Annotated in this window: 15 protein-coding genes; 7 read left to right on the top strand and 8 right to left on the bottom strand. The window is 60.7% G+C overall.

From position 1 onward, the window contains the following. Positions 1 to 457 precede the first annotated feature (457 nt). Entirely contained in the window at positions 458 to 1546 is a 1089-nt protein-coding gene (gene ald, locus SYN63AY4M2_RS02210) for an alanine dehydrogenase (RefSeq protein WP_099887170.1), read from the top strand. A gap of 33 nt (positions 1547 to 1579) precedes the next feature. Here ald and SYN63AY4M2_RS02205 read toward each other — a convergent pair whose 3' ends face one another. The 4 genes from SYN63AY4M2_RS02205 to rpsN form a co-directional block, all read right to left on the bottom strand. Continuing rightward, positions 1580 to 2353 (bottom strand): ABC transporter permease, encoded by a 774-nt coding sequence (locus tag SYN63AY4M2_RS02205; RefSeq protein WP_099812219.1) that lies wholly within the window; start codon positions 2351 to 2353, stop codon positions 1580 to 1582. 76 nt (positions 2354 to 2429) lie between these two features. Then, complete coding sequence (locus SYN63AY4M2_RS02200; protein WP_240530474.1) at positions 2430 to 3266, bottom strand: ABC transporter ATP-binding protein; 837 nt, start codon at positions 3264 to 3266, stop codon at positions 2430 to 2432. Positions 3267 to 3540: 274 nt separating this feature from the next. Further along, positions 3541 to 4173: a ribonuclease D gene (locus SYN63AY4M2_RS02195; protein WP_099812217.1), complete on the bottom strand. Its 633-nt coding sequence runs from the start codon at positions 4171 to 4173 to the stop codon at positions 3541 to 3543. A 57-nt stretch (positions 4174 to 4230) separates the two neighbouring features. Further along, on the bottom strand, positions 4231 to 4536 hold the full coding sequence (rpsN, locus tag SYN63AY4M2_RS02190) for a 30S ribosomal protein S14 (RefSeq protein ID WP_011432985.1): 306 nt from the start codon (positions 4534 to 4536) through the stop codon (positions 4231 to 4233). 144 nt (positions 4537 to 4680) lie between these two features. Between rpsN and SYN63AY4M2_RS02185 the strand changes: the two genes are divergently transcribed. Beyond that, the gene (locus SYN63AY4M2_RS02185; RefSeq protein ID WP_011429988.1) at positions 4681 to 5004 is read left to right on the top strand and encodes a hypothetical protein; all 324 of its coding nucleotides are present in this window, start codon (positions 4681 to 4683) and stop codon (positions 5002 to 5004) included. Here the strand turns inward: SYN63AY4M2_RS02185 and SYN63AY4M2_RS02180 are convergent. Beyond that, the gene (locus tag SYN63AY4M2_RS02180) at positions 5001 to 6521 is read right to left on the bottom strand and encodes a GTP-binding protein (protein WP_011429989.1); all 1521 of its coding nucleotides are present in this window, start codon (positions 6519 to 6521) and stop codon (positions 5001 to 5003) included. The two genes, SYN63AY4M2_RS02185 and SYN63AY4M2_RS02180, sit on opposite strands and share 4 nt — an antisense overlap. 80 nt (positions 6522 to 6601) lie before the next feature. Beyond that, a complete protein-coding gene (locus SYN63AY4M2_RS02175) occupies positions 6602 to 7093 on the bottom strand; it encodes a cytochrome c oxidase assembly factor Coa1 family protein (RefSeq protein WP_011429990.1) in 492 nt (163 codons plus the stop codon). Between the two features lie 512 nt (positions 7094 to 7605). Here SYN63AY4M2_RS02175 and SYN63AY4M2_RS02170 point away from each other — a divergent pair. Further along, entirely contained in the window at positions 7606 to 7920 is a 315-nt protein-coding gene (locus tag SYN63AY4M2_RS02170; protein ID WP_041438224.1) for a hypothetical protein, read from the top strand. 22 nt (positions 7921 to 7942) lie between these two features. Here SYN63AY4M2_RS02170 and recJ read toward each other — a convergent pair whose 3' ends face one another. Continuing rightward, positions 7943 to 10171 carry a single-stranded-DNA-specific exonuclease RecJ gene (recJ, locus tag SYN63AY4M2_RS02165; RefSeq protein ID WP_099887168.1) on the bottom strand — a complete coding sequence of 743 codons (2229 nt, stop codon included), beginning with the start codon at positions 10169 to 10171 and terminating at the stop codon, positions 7943 to 7945. A 113-nt stretch (positions 10172 to 10284) separates the two neighbouring features. Next, positions 10285 to 10452 (bottom strand): hypothetical protein, encoded by a 168-nt coding sequence (locus tag SYN63AY4M2_RS02160; protein ID WP_083759159.1) that lies wholly within the window; start codon positions 10450 to 10452, stop codon positions 10285 to 10287. A 263-nt stretch (positions 10453 to 10715) separates the two neighbouring features. Here SYN63AY4M2_RS02160 and SYN63AY4M2_RS02155 point away from each other — a divergent pair, with 263 nt between their 5' ends. The 4 genes from SYN63AY4M2_RS02155 to SYN63AY4M2_RS02140 all read left to right on the top strand — a co-directional run bounded on the left by SYN63AY4M2_RS02155 (position 10716) and on the right by SYN63AY4M2_RS02140 (position 13252). Beyond that, complete coding sequence (locus SYN63AY4M2_RS02155; protein WP_011429994.1) at positions 10716 to 11639, top strand: metallophosphoesterase; 924 nt, start codon at positions 10716 to 10718, stop codon at positions 11637 to 11639. Positions 11640 to 11714: 75 nt separating this feature from the next. Beyond that, a complete protein-coding gene (locus tag SYN63AY4M2_RS02150; protein ID WP_011429995.1) occupies positions 11715 to 12461 on the top strand; it encodes a phosphoadenylyl-sulfate reductase in 747 nt (248 codons plus the stop codon). A 3-nt stretch (positions 12462 to 12464) separates the two neighbouring features. Then, positions 12465 to 12776: an antibiotic biosynthesis monooxygenase gene (locus tag SYN63AY4M2_RS02145; RefSeq protein WP_099812213.1), complete on the top strand. Its 312-nt coding sequence runs from the start codon at positions 12465 to 12467 to the stop codon at positions 12774 to 12776. A 131-nt stretch (positions 12777 to 12907) separates the two neighbouring features. Then, the gene (locus SYN63AY4M2_RS02140) at positions 12908 to 13252 is read left to right on the top strand and encodes a metalloregulator ArsR/SmtB family transcription factor (RefSeq protein WP_011429997.1); all 345 of its coding nucleotides are present in this window, start codon (positions 12908 to 12910) and stop codon (positions 13250 to 13252) included. Positions 13253 to 13826: the final 574 nt, after the last annotated feature.

Here is a 13826-nt window from a genome sequence, read left to right as displayed (position 1 = left end):
GAGTTTCCGTCCCCTTGCGGGGAAAAGGTAGGGATCAACGCTGCGTTGCGGCGGCAGCTCAAAGAATTTGGGGTGAAGCCCACTGGTTTCCGTCCCCTTGCGGGGAAAAGGTAGGGATCAATCCTACCCCCGGAAAAGGCTGAATCCATAAGGTTTTCAAGGTGCGTTTGCGAGGGAGTACGGAGACTTCCCGAAACAGATATTAACACTGCTTCGCCGGATAAGCGCAAGTCGGGAAATTCGCTGTTTTGAGGGCATTATGTCACGTTTTTGGGTCAATTTGGGCAAGCAGTTCTAGATTCCTCTTAAAGCCTGGTGTTGCCAGGGGAAAGCTAACAACGGCTCGCCCCGACAGATTGCGCACAAAACTTTACAATTCCTGCCGCCCCCCGTCGGCCAGGGATCCCATCCCAGCGCTGGTCTGTCTAGACTGGAAGACAGCCCTATGGGGATCCCTATGCGCATTGGTGTGCCCAAAGAGATCAAGGAGCAGGAGTTTCGCGTTGGCCTGACGCCGGCGGCGGTGCGGGCTCTGACGGAGCAGGGGCACCAGGTGTGGGTGGAAACCCAAGCAGGCCAGGGGGCGGGATTTAGCGACGAGGACTACCAAAAAGCGGGGGCCAAGCTGGCCGCCACCCCTGAGGAGATCTACCAGCAGCAGTTGGTGGTGAAGGTCAAGGAGCCCCTGCCGGCTGAGTATTCTCTGCTCCATCCCGACCTTATTCTGTTCACCTATTTGCACTTGGCCGCCAGCCGCGAGCTGACCCAGGCGCTGTTGCAGTCGGGGGCCACCTGCCTTGCCTATGAAACGGTGGAATTGGCAGATGGATCCCTGCCCCTCTTGATGCCCATGAGCATGATTGCCGGGCGGCTGTCGGTGCAATTGGGCGCCCACTACCTGACTCGCCAGCAGGGAGGGCGAGGCGTGCTGCTGGGCGGGATCCCAGGCGTGCCGCCGGGGCGGGTGGTGATCCTGGGCGGGGGAACCGTGGGCACTGAGGCGGCCAAAATGGCCGTAGGCTTGGGGGCACGGGTGCAGATTTTGGACATTAACCTGCAGCGGCTGAACGAGCTGGAGCTGATTTTTGGCTCGCGGGTAGAGCTGCTCTACAGCACGGCCCAAAGCGTGGAAGAGTGTGTTCGCGAGGCCGACCTGCTGGTGGGGGCAGTGCTGGTGCCGGGAAGGCGGGCGCCGGTCTTGGTGGGAGAAGAGTTGGTGGCCCAAATGCGTCCTCGCTCCCTCATTGTGGATGTGGCGGTGGATCAGGGGGGGTGCATCGCCACCACGCGGGTTACCACCCATGCCCAGCCGGTTTACGAAGCCTATGGAGTCTTGCACTACGGGGTTCCCAACATGCCGGGGGCTGTCCCCTGGACTTCGACCCAAGCGCTGGTCAACGCCACTCTCCCCTACATCCTCAAGCTGGCCAACCTTGGCCTGGCCGCTGCTTTGGAACAAGACCCAGCCTTGGCCAAAGGGCTAAACGTCAGGGCAGGCAAGCTCATCCACCCGGCGGTGCGAGCCACCTTTCCAGACCTGGGCTAGCTCAGGCAGGGGTTGGCTCCCTGGGGAGAGATGCTACTGTCGCCAGGACAGGACATAGCGCTCCAGAGCCGCAAAAAAGGTGTAGAGCAAAATGCCCATAATGCCGAGAGCAACCAAACCCGCAAAGGCCAAAGGCACATCAAAAGAAGAACTGGCCGACACGATCAGGTAGCCCAGCCCCTGGTTGGAAGCCACCGTCTCCGAGATCACCGAGCCGACAAAAGCAAAGGAGATGGCCACTTTCAACGAGGCAAACAGGTAGGGCATGCTGTGGGGTAGCCCCACCTTGGTGAAGATCTCCCAAGAGCTGGCCCCCAGCGAGCGCAGCACATCTCGCATCTCGGCTTCCACCGTCTCCAGCCCCACCGCCACATTGACTGCAATGGGGAAAAAGGCCAGCAAAAAGGCCGTGATCACCGCCGGGATCGTGCCCAAGCCAAACCAAATCGCCAGCAGTGGCACCAAAGCCACCTTTGGGATGGTGTTAAACCCCACCAGCAGCGGGTACAAACACAGATGGGCCAGGCGGGAGCTGCCGATGATCGATCCCAGCAATATCCCCCCCACCAAAGCCAGCGCAAAGGCCAGCAGCGTCGAAGTGAGGGTGGTTAGGGAGTGACGCAGAATCACCGGGCTCCACTGGTTCATGGCTGCGAGGATCTGGGTGGGCGCCGGCAGAATGAAGCGAGGAACGTTGAACAGCCCCACCCCCACCTGCCAGAGCACAAGGGTCAAAACGATGGTGACAGCAGGTAAAACAACAGAAGCCGTTTGGGTCTGCAAAAATCGGTCAAATGATTTTTTCATGGGATCCCTCGGCAGAAATGCGCGGTAACCTGTCCAGCAAACCTTTCCAGATTTTTTGGATCAAGGGCTCTTTGGCCTAATAGCTGCGCCGAATGTGCTGGCGCACTTCCGAGACCAAGCGGTGAAACTCGTCCGTCAGGCAGATCTCCAGCGGGCGTGGACGGGGCAGATCCACTTTGAGGGAAAAGATGATCTCGCTCGGTCGTGGCCCCATCACATAAATGGTATCGGAGAGGAAAACCGCCTCCCGCAAATCGTGAGTGATCAAAATGGCGGTGCAGCCGGTGCGCAGCCACAGCCGCTGCAACATTTCCCACATATCCTCGCGGGTAAAGGCATCCAAAGCGGCAAAAGGTTCGTCCAACAACAACAGCTCCGGCTGATGGATCAAAGCGCGGCACAGGGAAGCCCGCTGCCGCATTCCCCCAGAAAGCTGCCAAGGATAGGCTTTCTGAAAACCCTCCAAGCCCACGGTGGCCAGCAGCTCCAGCGCCGACTTCTCGTGCTGGGCCAGGTTTTGCTTGAAGGTGCGCTTGTAGGGCTCTACCACCTCCAACGGCAGCAACACGTTCTCCAGGGTTGTGCGCCAGGGCAGCAGCACCGGGTTTTGAAAGGCCATGCCCACACTCTTCAGGGGGCCGGCGATGGGCTGCAACTGAAAGTAGAGGGTGCCGCCATGGTCAGTGTTCAGGCCGGCCATCATCTTCAAAAGAGAAGTCTTGCCACAGCCGCTCGGCCCAACAATGGAGACAAACTCCGAGTGGGCAACAGAAAAGCTGACGTCGCGGATGATCGTGATTGGGGATCCCTTGGTGGGGTACTGCAGCGAGACGTGGCGCAACTCCAGAACGGGCTTGCCCGAAACAGCGGGGGAAGATAACCCACTTTGAACTACCCTCTGCGACTCCAACATTGACTCAACTCCAATGATTTTCATAGTGGCCCAAGTGAGGGCTGATCCCCCTGATCCAGACAGATGATGGCGGGAGCAATGAGGGTTGCAGGCCGGTTTATCTCGATTGGTATGGCCAACCCCATCCCCACTACATCAGAGAGAGGGGCAGCCAGCTGTGTTGCCAGATACTTTGTGGGCCGGTGAGGTCCCCCCATGTTCAGCTTCAGGAGATGTGGGATCCCCGAGGGCCCGGTCATCGAAGACAGTGACTGTCTATCAAGTAAAGCCCCGCCTACTGATGTTCGAAGACGTTACTGAAGCCCAACAGATCCAGCTCTACCAAAGTAGGCAAATGTTGGAAACACTGCTGCGCCAACTCCCAGCGTTCTTCCCGCCGTAACATCTCCGCCAACTTGTGGCGCACCGGGATCAAGTAACGAACATCGTTGGCCGCGTACTCCAACTGCTCCGGCGAGAGGGCCTGGACGTTTCCCCAGTCGGAGCTCTGGGCAGTTTTATTCAGCTCCACCCCGCACAGCTCGCTCACCACATCTTTGAGGCTGTGTTTGCTGGTGTAGGTGCGGGCCAGCTTGCTGGCAATTTTGGTGCAAAAGACGGGCCACGCCCGGATCCCCAGGTGATAGCGCAGCATCGCCAGGTCAAAGCGGGCGTAGTGGAAAATCTTTTCAATGTTGGGATCCGTCAGCAGCCCCGCCAGAAGGGGAGCCTGCTTTACTCCACGGCTCAACCGCAACAACACCACCTCGCCGGCAGGGTTGGCGATTTGCACCACGCAGAGCCTGTCCCGCTGCGGGATCAACCCCATCGTCTCCGTATCCACGGCCAAGTGGGGTTCCCCGGCCAGGGCTTTTGCCACTGCAGGGGTGAGATCTTCGTCACAGAGCTGGAAAGGTTGCAGGCCCACTCACGATCTCTCAAAAGGATGTTTTGGCCGTTCAACCAAGCGGCGAAGGTCGGGTAGCTACCAGCTAGACTTGACCACACCTGGCAATAAGCCTCTGTGGGCCATTTCCCGCAGGCTGTTGCGGCACAGGCCGAAATCGCGGAAGTAACCCCGGGGACGCCCGGTTTTCCAGCAGCGGTTGCGCAGGCGGGTGGGCGAGCTGGCCCGAGGGAGTTTTTGCAGTTGGGCGTGCAGCTCCATGCGGGTGGCCTGGTCGATGTTGGGATCGGCCATGGCCGCCTTGAGTTGTTGGCGCTTCTCCCGGTATTTTTCGACCAAGCGTTGGCGCTTTTTCTCCCGCTCGATCATGCTTTTTTTAGCCACGGCTCACCTGTTTCCCCAATTTTTCGGCTTTACTAGGATAGCGGGCAACAACAATCTGCAGCAAGGGATCCCCGGTGGGATTCCCGTGGTCGACTGCTTGCCCTTGCGGCGATCTAGCTGTACAGGCCAAGTTGAGGGTGGGGGATGGCCCTTTCCAAAGTAATTTCGTTCATCGCTGCCAAGTTCAAGGTTTCCCCGGAGCAGATCGAAGCCGCCCGCGTGGTCATTTACAGACCGCCGGCGTTGCTGGCCGTGCTCAAGTCGGTTCCGCCGCTGCCCAAAGAGGTGCTGGCGGATCCCAGCTTGACCTACGCCTACCCTGCCCCCTTTATCGAGTGGTCGAAGCGGATGCACGGCCTGGCGGAATGGGACGATGTGCCCGCCCTCAGCTACGCCGACTACGTGGCGCAGATGGAGCTGGCCTTCATGCCGACGGACATTGCTGTCGAGGCCACCAACAAGGACTAGCGCAGGCGAAAAACCCGTTCTGAGGCCTGGCGGACAAACTCCTTGAGCCAGCCCGATTTTTGGGCGCTCTCCACCTGGGCCTTGACCACTGCCTGCATCCCCCCTTCCCCCCAGCTTTGGTTGCGCTGGAAATACTCGATGAAGCTTTTGCCGGCAATGCGGGTGAGATAGCCGGCGCTGGCCGCCTGGATGGGGGCTGTCGCCAAAAAGCCAACCACGCTCACCTCAGCCACGGTGGCCAGGAGCCCGGTGGTCAGTTGGAGCGCCCCCTCCACCAGCCCCAGGCCGGCCAGGGTCTTGGCCAGCGACAGGGCCAGCTCCCGCCCCTGCTGCAGGTTCATCTTGCAGCCGTAGAGGGATCCCAGCTCCACCACCATCTGGGCGTTGATGGCGGCAATGGCCAGCAAATCCAGCGCCGGGATGGGGTTGGCAAAGACCACGCCGGTCACGATCCACTGAAAGCGGTCGATCACCTCCTCCGCCTGGCGGCGCAACTGCGCCTGGATGATCCGCTTGGCCTCTTCGCCCAGTTGCTGGGATTGCAGCAAGGCATTGTCCAACGCCAGGGATCCCCCCTCGGCGTAGAGCACCGCCTGGACGCGATCCCGCACCGCCGCCACCTCCGGTTCCGGCTGCCAGGTTTGGGATCCCACCTGTACAGGGGCTGGAGCAGCGGCGGCCGGCAGCACATCTTCCGGTTGGATCAAGGGGTAAACCCGTTCCCGCAGCCGTTGCAGCAGGAGCCGCCGTTCTTCGGGGGTGTAACGGTCGATTTTGTTGAGCACCAGCAGAGCCCGCTTGCCCAGGGCGATCAACCGACGCAAGGGATCCACCTCCGACCGGCGCAGATCCCCGTCCACCACCACCAGCAGCAGATCGGCAGCTTGGGCCTGGGCCTGCGCCTCCTCTTCCCGCATCGCCCCTGCCGGCCCGATCTCCAAAATGCCCGGACAGTCCACGATCTGCACCGGGTGGGGGATCCCGGGCAGGTCCCAATCGTAAACCGCCACCGCCTGCGTGGTGCCCAGCGTTGCCCCCACCGCCCCCACCCGCCGCCCCAGCAGCGCGTTCACCAGCGAGGTTTTGCCCGCCGATCCGGTGCCGAAAACCACCACCTTCAGTTGCGGCTGGGCCAACTGTTGGGCCAGCCGGGCCGACCGTTCCGCCAGCGCCGCCCGCGCCACCTGATCCTGGATCTGCGCCATCTGAGCTTCTAGTTGCGCCAGGTTGCGCCGGGCTGCCTCCCACTTCTCGGCAGGAGTTGCCGGGGGAGCTGGCCTGGGAAGCCTCTCGGTTTTAGGGGCGGGGCGGAACAGAAACAAGTAGTAGATGGAAGCGGCCAAAAACACCAGCAGCAGCAACACCAGCACCCCGATCAACAGCCCCCCCAAAATCGGGTGGTAGCGGGTGGCGTAGTACAGATCCAAAAACGATTGGATCAGCCAGACGATCAGGCCCGCGAACGAGGCCAACAGCGCCAACAGCAGCAGCAAGCGCAGATAGGGAACTGTTCGCATAGGGATCCAGGGCCACAACCGTTCGCGTCAGCGGGACGGAGTCCTTTTGACTTTACCCGCGGCTAAGCATGTCCAACTACTCAGATCTCGCCTGTCGGCAGCACTGCCCCTGCAGCCGGCTCCTCTTGTTCACAGCGGGATCCCCCCTCCCCTTTCAGGATCTGTATGGCCTGTGGATCCCCATCCACTTTCACCTGCAGATGGCGCAACTGCCAGGCTGAGCCGGCCACCCCCCGCTCCGACTCCACAGCCACCTCGCCGGTGCGCCGGGATCCCGTGATCAAAAAGGACAGACAGGCCCAGCCGGCTTGCTCATCCTCTTGAAAGCGCAGCCGCGAGGGCCAGCCCGGACGCAGGGGATCCCCCAGCCGCTCCACCACCACCGCAGTCTGTTCGAGCCGCTCCACCGCCAACTGGTAGGTGCGATAGGCGCCTGAAGCCCGGATCCCATTCCAGACCAGGATCCCTGCCCCCGCCAGCCCCAAGCCCAGCACCGCCAGCAGGCCCAGACAGCCGCATCCACAGCAGCCCAAAGGGGCGGCACAGCCGACTTTTTGGGGGCTTTCCGACACAGCCAATCGCAGAAGTAGGACGCCCCCAAACTAACACAGAACGGCTGCGCTGCCCCCTGAGGGGGGAGCCAGCTCTCCCTTGGCAGGGATTGCAGAAAGTAAAGTCTGGACAGGCCTACGCCATTTGTCGGTAGTTGCAAGGCCTCTTCGTTTCCGTATTACTACAGACAGTGGCTCGAAAAAATAGGATGTCGGCCAAGTTAAGCAAGTTCAGACAAGCCATTTGCAAGTTTAATTTTGCACTGCCCCATCAATGGGATCCCTAAGTATCCAATTGCTGCTCCGGCTTCGAGTTAGACGTGAAAGTCTAACGCACCGCCGATCCTAGGTTTCTCTCCGCATGGGATCTGAGCAAAGTCGAAGCTTATAAACCCGTGAAAGGCCCGGGATCTTGGGCAGCGAAAAAGCCGGCAAAGTGCGTATATCCAATCCGCCATTCGGCGGAGTCCATTTCAGAGGGTCTTGCCGAGAATGAAACCAGCGAAAAGTCTCAATCCAAGAGCATCCCCACCATGAGCGAGATCAAAAGCACGATTGTGCAGCAAATTATTCAAACTGCCATGATGACCGGTCTGCTTACCGCTGCTCAGGAACACGAACTTAACGTCAAAGTCTTCCAAGAGGATTGCTCCGAGGCTGACCTCTTCCTGCTGCGCCGCCTGCACCGCTGCCTACGCCAGGGATCCATCCGCCGGATCCCGGCTTTGCACAACACCATAGCCGTTGGCCGCTTTGGCCCTCCCTTGCGCCCGCTGCCCGACAGAGCCGAAGAGGCACAACTCCAGCCGGCAGGGCTAAGCGTAGTGCGCAATCCCAAAGTTGGCTGATGGTGGTGCCGGGGGGCGTCTTCTACTTCGGAGAAACAACTGCCGGCAGGGGATCCGGTCGCAGCAGCCGCTGACAGAGCTGGGCGATCTGGGTGGGGCTGGCTTCGTCCAGCCAGCGGTGAAAAGCTTGGGATTCTTGAATGCGGCCCAGCAGCCGTGTTGGGATCTGCTCCGGCCCCTCCAATTCCGCCAGCCACTGCCAGGGCAAGCCGGTTGTCGCCGCCAGGACATGGGGATCCCATTGTCCCGTCCGCCCCAATTCCTGGAGTCGGGCGATTTGGTGGGGGAGGCGCTTCCAGTGATGACCAGAAGCGGCCAGGATCAGCGTTTGCGGCTGCACCTGCTGCAGCAGTTGGGCTAGATTTGCCGGCAGCCAGGGCCAGCGGGCCAGCAGCAGAGCTGTTTTTGCCGACGGGAGGAAGTCTTGCTCGAGAGGAAGGGCCTGCCCATCGTAGCGGAAGACTTCTTGGAGGGAATCCGGCAGGGGGCGTTGCCGGTAATCCTGGATCCGAAGGCTGGGGGCGGAAACGGTGGGCGCCTGCCAGTCGCCAGAGGGGCGCACCGCCAGCACTTTGCCCTGCCAGGGCTGCTCGGCTTCCAACTGCAGGGCGATGTCCAAGGCCTGGCATGCTTGCCACCGCTCCAGCTCTTCGCCGGCTTCCCAAAACCAGAGGGCACGGGATCCCAGCTCAAACTTCAGGTGGCGGCCATTCTGGGAAGCCCTCAGCCTGACGCTGCCGCGGCGAACGTTCATCAAGGCTACGACAGGGTTGGGGTTGCCGTGGCCAAAGGGCTGCAGAAGCTGCAACTGCCGATACACCTCGTCCAGCTCTGCCACCCCATCCCGGCCCTGAGAGGCCAACCGCTCCCAATCGATAACAATCTCCACCGCCAAGGCGCGAGCTTGGCGATCCGGGCCGACCCGTGCGGCCAGCTCCCGCCGCAAAGCCAGTTGTACGGCGGCCAGGCAGGACAGATCCACTTGGATCCCAGCGGCCATGGGGTGGCCGCCTCCCCCCAGCAAGAGGGGACGCACAGCCTCGATGGCCTCCACCAGGTTCACCCCCGGAATCGAGCGGCCCGAACCATAGCCCCGTCCCGTCCTCTCGTCTTTGGCAATCAACACCGTCGGGCAACCGTACTGCTCCGCCAAGCGCGCCGCGGCGATCCCCAAAACCCCCGGATTCCAGCCGCTTCCGGCCAAAACAATTGCCCGCTCCCGCGCCAGATCCAAGCTCTCCACCTGTTGGCTGGCCTCTTGCAGAACCTGTTGGGTGAGTTGCCGACACTCCTCATTGAGGGCAACGAAATGCTCCACCAGCGTCTGGGCCCGCTGCGGATCCGAGGTGGTCAACAGCTCCACCGCTAGGCTGGCATCGTCCCAGCGACCAATGGCGTTCAGCTTGGGGGCAAGGCGAAAGGCGATGTCCTGGGCTGTCGGCGTTCCTGAGGATTGGCTGTTGCTCACCCAATCCAAAAGAGCCCGCAGCCCCGGACGCTGGGTGTTGGCCAGCACGGGCAGGCCCCGCTGCACCAGGTAGCGGCACTCCCGCTGCAACACCGCCACATCGGCCACGATCCCCACCGCCACCAGATCCAGGTACTCTTCTACACCAGGGATCCCCAGCGCTTGGTAGAGGGCCTCCGCCAGCTTGTAGGCCACCCCCACCCCCGGCAGAAAGCGCAGCGGGTGTTCCTCTGGCAGGCGCAGCGGGTTGACCACCGCATAGGCAGGGGGCAAGGGATCCGGCAGGGCGTGGTGATCCGTCACGATCACGTCCATCCCTTGGGCTTGGGCCAGAGCAATCTCGGCAGCATTGCCTATGCCGCAATCCACCGTCAGGAGCACCTGGCAGCCTTGATCCAGCACCTGCTGCAGCCGCTGAGGGTTCAAGCCATGCCCTTCGGTGCTGCGCAGCGGTAGAGTGAACTGGACTCGGAAGCCCAAGGTTTGTAGCGCCGAGAGCAAGAGGCTGGTGGCGGTAACGCCATCGCAGTCGAAGTCTCCCCAAATGCAGAGGGTTTCTCCTCTTTTTCTTGCCTGCAACAGCCGCGCCACCGCCCGCTCCAGATCCGGCAGGGATCCCGCTGGCGTGGGAGAATACTGATTAGGATCGACAAAAGCCCGCGCCTGTTCTCGGCTGTGCAACCCCCGCAGAGCCAGCACCTTGGCCGCATACTTGCCGTACTCTCGGCTCAGCTCCGGATCAAATTGAGGCGGGGTGGGCAGCAGATCCCAGCGGTATTCCATGCAAGCTCGACAGGAATAAAACTCCCTGGGAGCCTATCAAAAACTGCTCAGGGAGAAAAGCAGCTTGGGATCCCGGAAAGCAAAAGCCGGGGTGAGCGATCCCTGCCAACCTGCTATTGACAGCAGTGAGAGGCCACGCAGCAAGGGGAGGGGTGGGCGTGGTCATGGGTGGCACAGGCTTGGCTGCAGTAGAGTTGGCCTTCGTAGCGATAGCCTTGGCTGCTTTCGAAGCTGCAGTTGCAGTGGTCACAGGCGCAACGAACAAGGGTGGTAGCAGACATGATTTTTTCTCCTTGCTTGAACTGAGGGATCCTCTTGTCGAAGATCCGTGTTGCTATACCCTAGCAGTTGCTCGGCAGCGGCGCCGGAACAAGAATCAGACTCATTTGTGACGATTCCAAATCGCAGCAACCACAACTCCCCTCTCCCAAAGGGAGAGGGGCTGGGGGTGAGGGTATCCTGGCTGAGGTTAAGAGAAGCCCATAGCCCTCTAGCCGGTTATTGACTATGATGCGGGCGTGAGGTGTGAATAAGTACCTAGGTGATGGCCACCCAAAGGATTTGCTTTGCCCAAGTCTCAGATGTTCACCTAATGCCGGAGACAGGGTGCCGCTGCTGGTGGATGTCCGATTCCCCCCGCCGCCAGTTGGAAGCTGCCGTTGCCCATCTCAACCAAGTGCCGGATCTGGACTTTGTGGTGTTCACCGGCGATTTGGTGGATCAAGCCGATCCGGAGAGCTTTGAGGTGTTCCAGGAGATCCTCGCCCAACTGCGGGTGCCCTACTACCTCAGCCTCGGCAACCACGATATCGACACCTTGGGGAGGGAGGGGCGCTTCAACCGGGAGCAATTTATCCGCTGGTGCCAACGTCAATTTCCGTTGCCCCTTGCCCCCACAGGCTATGTCGATTACAGCCTTTCCCCCCTGCCTGGGATCCGCTTGATTGCCCTCGATGCCAGCCTGGGCCAGTTCCCTCTGCCCCAGGGCGTGCTGCGCCCCGCGCAACTGCGCTGGCTAGGCGAACATCTACAAGCGGTGCCGGAGGAATGGCTGATCCTGCTCATCCATCAGCCTCCCTTTATCTCCCCCACCCAAATGGATGCGGTTTTGTTCCGCAAGTACCGGCTTCGCAGCGAGCAAGCTGTAGCTCTGCATACCCTCTTGGCCGACCACGGGCGGGTGGTGGCAGTGTTGAGTGGACATCTGCACGTGCCGAAGGTCTATGTGCAGGACGGAATCCCCTACCTGACAGCGCCGCCTCTGGTGGGGCCGGTCTCCGCTCTGCGCGTGTTTGAGTTGGACGTCAACCCACGGCGAGGGGTGTTGCGCTACCACTGGGTTCACCTGCCGGAGCCGGATCCCAGACCTCTCTGGCATGGCCTGGTCATGGGAGTTCGGCGGGATCGCTGGGGACAAATCCCCCTGCGGGCCAAAGGATCTCGATCCCTGCCCGCCGTTGCCCAGTAGCCAAAAATCCTAAACCTTGACCGAATTAGTGTAGATTAAAAAGGCAAAGAGCCTTGGATTCGATGTCTTCCCCCTATGACTGCAACCCTTTCTTCCTCCGGCCACTGGGAGCTGGCGGCTCAGGCGTTACGAGAGCAGTATCAGCCGCAGGTAGCTTCTCTGAGCGAGCGATTTGAGCCTTTGTCGGCGAGCGACCTGCTGGCCTGGGCCGTTGCGGAGTTTGGGGACGGGCTGGTGCTGGCCTGCAGCTTTGGACCGGAAGATCTGGTTCTCATCGATCTGCTCACGGCCATTCGCCCCCAGGTGCGCGCCTTTTTCCTGGATACCGATTTTCACTTCCCGGAAACCCTGCAACTGCAGCAGCAGGTGTTGGCCCGTTACCCCCATTTGCAGCTGGAGATCTTCAAACCGCTGCTCACCCCCGAAGAGCAGGCGGCGCAATATGAGCCGGAGCTGTACCGCACCAACCCTGACCTCTGCTGCAGCCTCCGCAAGGTAGAGCCCCTGAATCGCGCCCTGGCCAACTGCACCACCTGGATTACGGGGATGCGCCGCGAGCAATCCCCCACCCGCGCCGATATCGGCAAGGTGCAGTGGGATGGCAAGCGCAACCGCCTCAAGCTCAACCCGCTCGCCGACTGGACAAACGGCCAAGTCTGGAAGTACATCCTCGACCACGGGATCCCTTACAACCCCCTCCACGACCGCAACTATCCCAGCATCGGCTGCATCCACTGCACGGCGCCGGTGGAGCCGGGAGCGGATCCCCGCTCTGGCCGCTGGAAGGGCACAGCCAAAACCGAGTGCGGCCTGCACACCTAGCCTATGAACCCTTCGCCTGTCCTAGAGGTGGCTCAGTTTGAAGTCAGCCCCGGCTCTGAAGCCGCTTTTGAGGCTGCCATCGCGCAAGCCTTTGTCTACCTACAACAGACCGATGGCTATCGGCAGCACCAACTGCAGCGCTGTTTAGAGCACCCTCAGCAATACCTGTTGCTGGTACACTGGGGATCCCTGGAGGCCCATTTGGTTAACTTCCGCCAATCGGAAAACTTTGTCCGCTGGCGCGCCCTCCTCGAGCCCTACTTTGCTCGGCCACCGCAGGTGTTGCATTACCAACTGCTGCCGGGGTTGACCTGATCAGAGGCAGCGCGAGCCTAGGGTTGCGCTGGTGCTGCAAAGCAATGGCGGCCTTCCCAGTCCAGGAGCAACTGGGGTGGGGGGAGTGCTTGCCGACGGGAGCGCAAAGCTCTTGCTACCCTAGTCGAAGGATGGTTTCGTGGTTGGCCAAGGTAGAGGAGGATTTGCTGTGTGAGCAGGTACGGGAGGGATTTCACGCTCTCTCCGATCCGATTCGCCTGCGCGCGCTGCAACTGTTGCGTGGGCGGGAGCTGTGCGTTTGCGATCTCTGCGAAAAGCTGCAGGTAAGCCAATCCAAGCTCTCGTTTCACTTAAAGACCTTGCGAGATGCGCAGTTGGTCAACGCTCGCCAGCAGGGGCGCTGGATCTACTACAGCCTCAACCCACCTCGCTTTCAGCTCTTGCAGCATTTTTTGGATAGCCTAGGACAAGCTGCGCCCTCTGAGGTTGCCGTTCCCTGTGCGGAGGATCCCTAGGTATTTATCCTCGATTGAGGCGCAGGTTGCTTGCCCTGCCGCCCTAGCCCTGGGGGGGGGACGCCACAACCCCCGCTACAGGGCCTACGGCCCGCTGACGTGAAGGAATCTCAAACTGCCTCAGCAGATACTTCCTCCTCAGATTCACCCCCCACCCTGTCTTGGTGAAACCTGACCAGAAGTTTCCGCATCTGAGAAGCCGTCTGCCGACACTCTCGGCGAACAGCTACCTTGACACTCCCACCGCCTAAAGGCGGGGGATTCTTACGCAGTCCACAAAAGAACCCGCAACGGCGTTGTCAAAGCGCCTCTAGACAGTTCCTTAACGCAAAGCCCCAAGGTTCTGCTGACTTTCTTAAGCAGGTTGGCGGCAGCATTCGCCTCAGCCCAGAGGGTCTCCACCCGTCGGGTTTTTCACCATAATTAGGAATTAGGTAGCTCATCTCCATCTAGGAAGCTTGCCTGCGAGCTGTACGCCTCCTCTACCTCAATAAACTCCATGCCATAATGCCGACATAATTGCGCAATACGCTCCTTGAACCGACCTGTTGGAATGAAAACAAAGTTTTGGTTA

The organism is Synechococcus sp. 63AY4M2 (genome assembly GCF_002760475.1).
In the GTDB taxonomy this organism is placed as follows: Bacteria; Cyanobacteriota; Cyanobacteriia; order Thermostichales; family Thermostichaceae; genus Thermostichus.
Note: the sequence above shows the minus strand (reverse complement) of the source record. Positions and strands in the feature narration are given on the sequence as shown.

Bases quoted from the DNA above. Each gene is read 5' to 3' on its own strand.
- ald (WP_099887170.1), top strand. From the start codon at position 458: ATGCGCATTGGTGTGCCCAAAGAGATCAAGGAGCAGGAGTTTCGCGTT.
- SYN63AY4M2_RS02205 (WP_099812219.1), bottom strand. From the start codon at position 2,353: ATGAAAAAATCATTTGACCGATTTTTGCAGACCCAAACGGCTTCTGTT.
- SYN63AY4M2_RS02200 (WP_240530474.1), bottom strand. From the start codon at position 3,266: ATGTTGGAGTCGCAGAGGGTAGTTCAAAGTGGGTTATCTTCCCCCGCT.
- SYN63AY4M2_RS02185 (WP_011429988.1), top strand. From the start codon at position 4,681: ATGGCCCTTTCCAAAGTAATTTCGTTCATCGCTGCCAAGTTCAAGGTT.
- SYN63AY4M2_RS02180 (WP_011429989.1), bottom strand. From the start codon at position 6,521: ATGCGAACAGTTCCCTATCTGCGCTTGCTGCTGCTGTTGGCGCTGTTG.
- SYN63AY4M2_RS02170 (WP_041438224.1), top strand. From the start codon at position 7,606: ATGAGCGAGATCAAAAGCACGATTGTGCAGCAAATTATTCAAACTGCC.
- recJ (WP_099887168.1), bottom strand. From the start codon at position 10,171: ATGGAATACCGCTGGGATCTGCTGCCCACCCCGCCTCAATTTGATCCG.
- SYN63AY4M2_RS02160 (WP_083759159.1), bottom strand. From the start codon at position 10,452: ATGTCTGCTACCACCCTTGTTCGTTGCGCCTGTGACCACTGCAACTGC.
- SYN63AY4M2_RS02155 (WP_011429994.1), top strand. From the start codon at position 10,716: ATGGCCACCCAAAGGATTTGCTTTGCCCAAGTCTCAGATGTTCACCTA.
- SYN63AY4M2_RS02150 (WP_011429995.1), top strand. From the start codon at position 11,715: ATGACTGCAACCCTTTCTTCCTCCGGCCACTGGGAGCTGGCGGCTCAG.
- SYN63AY4M2_RS02145 (WP_099812213.1), top strand. From the start codon at position 12,465: ATGAACCCTTCGCCTGTCCTAGAGGTGGCTCAGTTTGAAGTCAGCCCC.
- SYN63AY4M2_RS02140 (WP_011429997.1), top strand. From the start codon at position 12,908: ATGGTTTCGTGGTTGGCCAAGGTAGAGGAGGATTTGCTGTGTGAGCAG.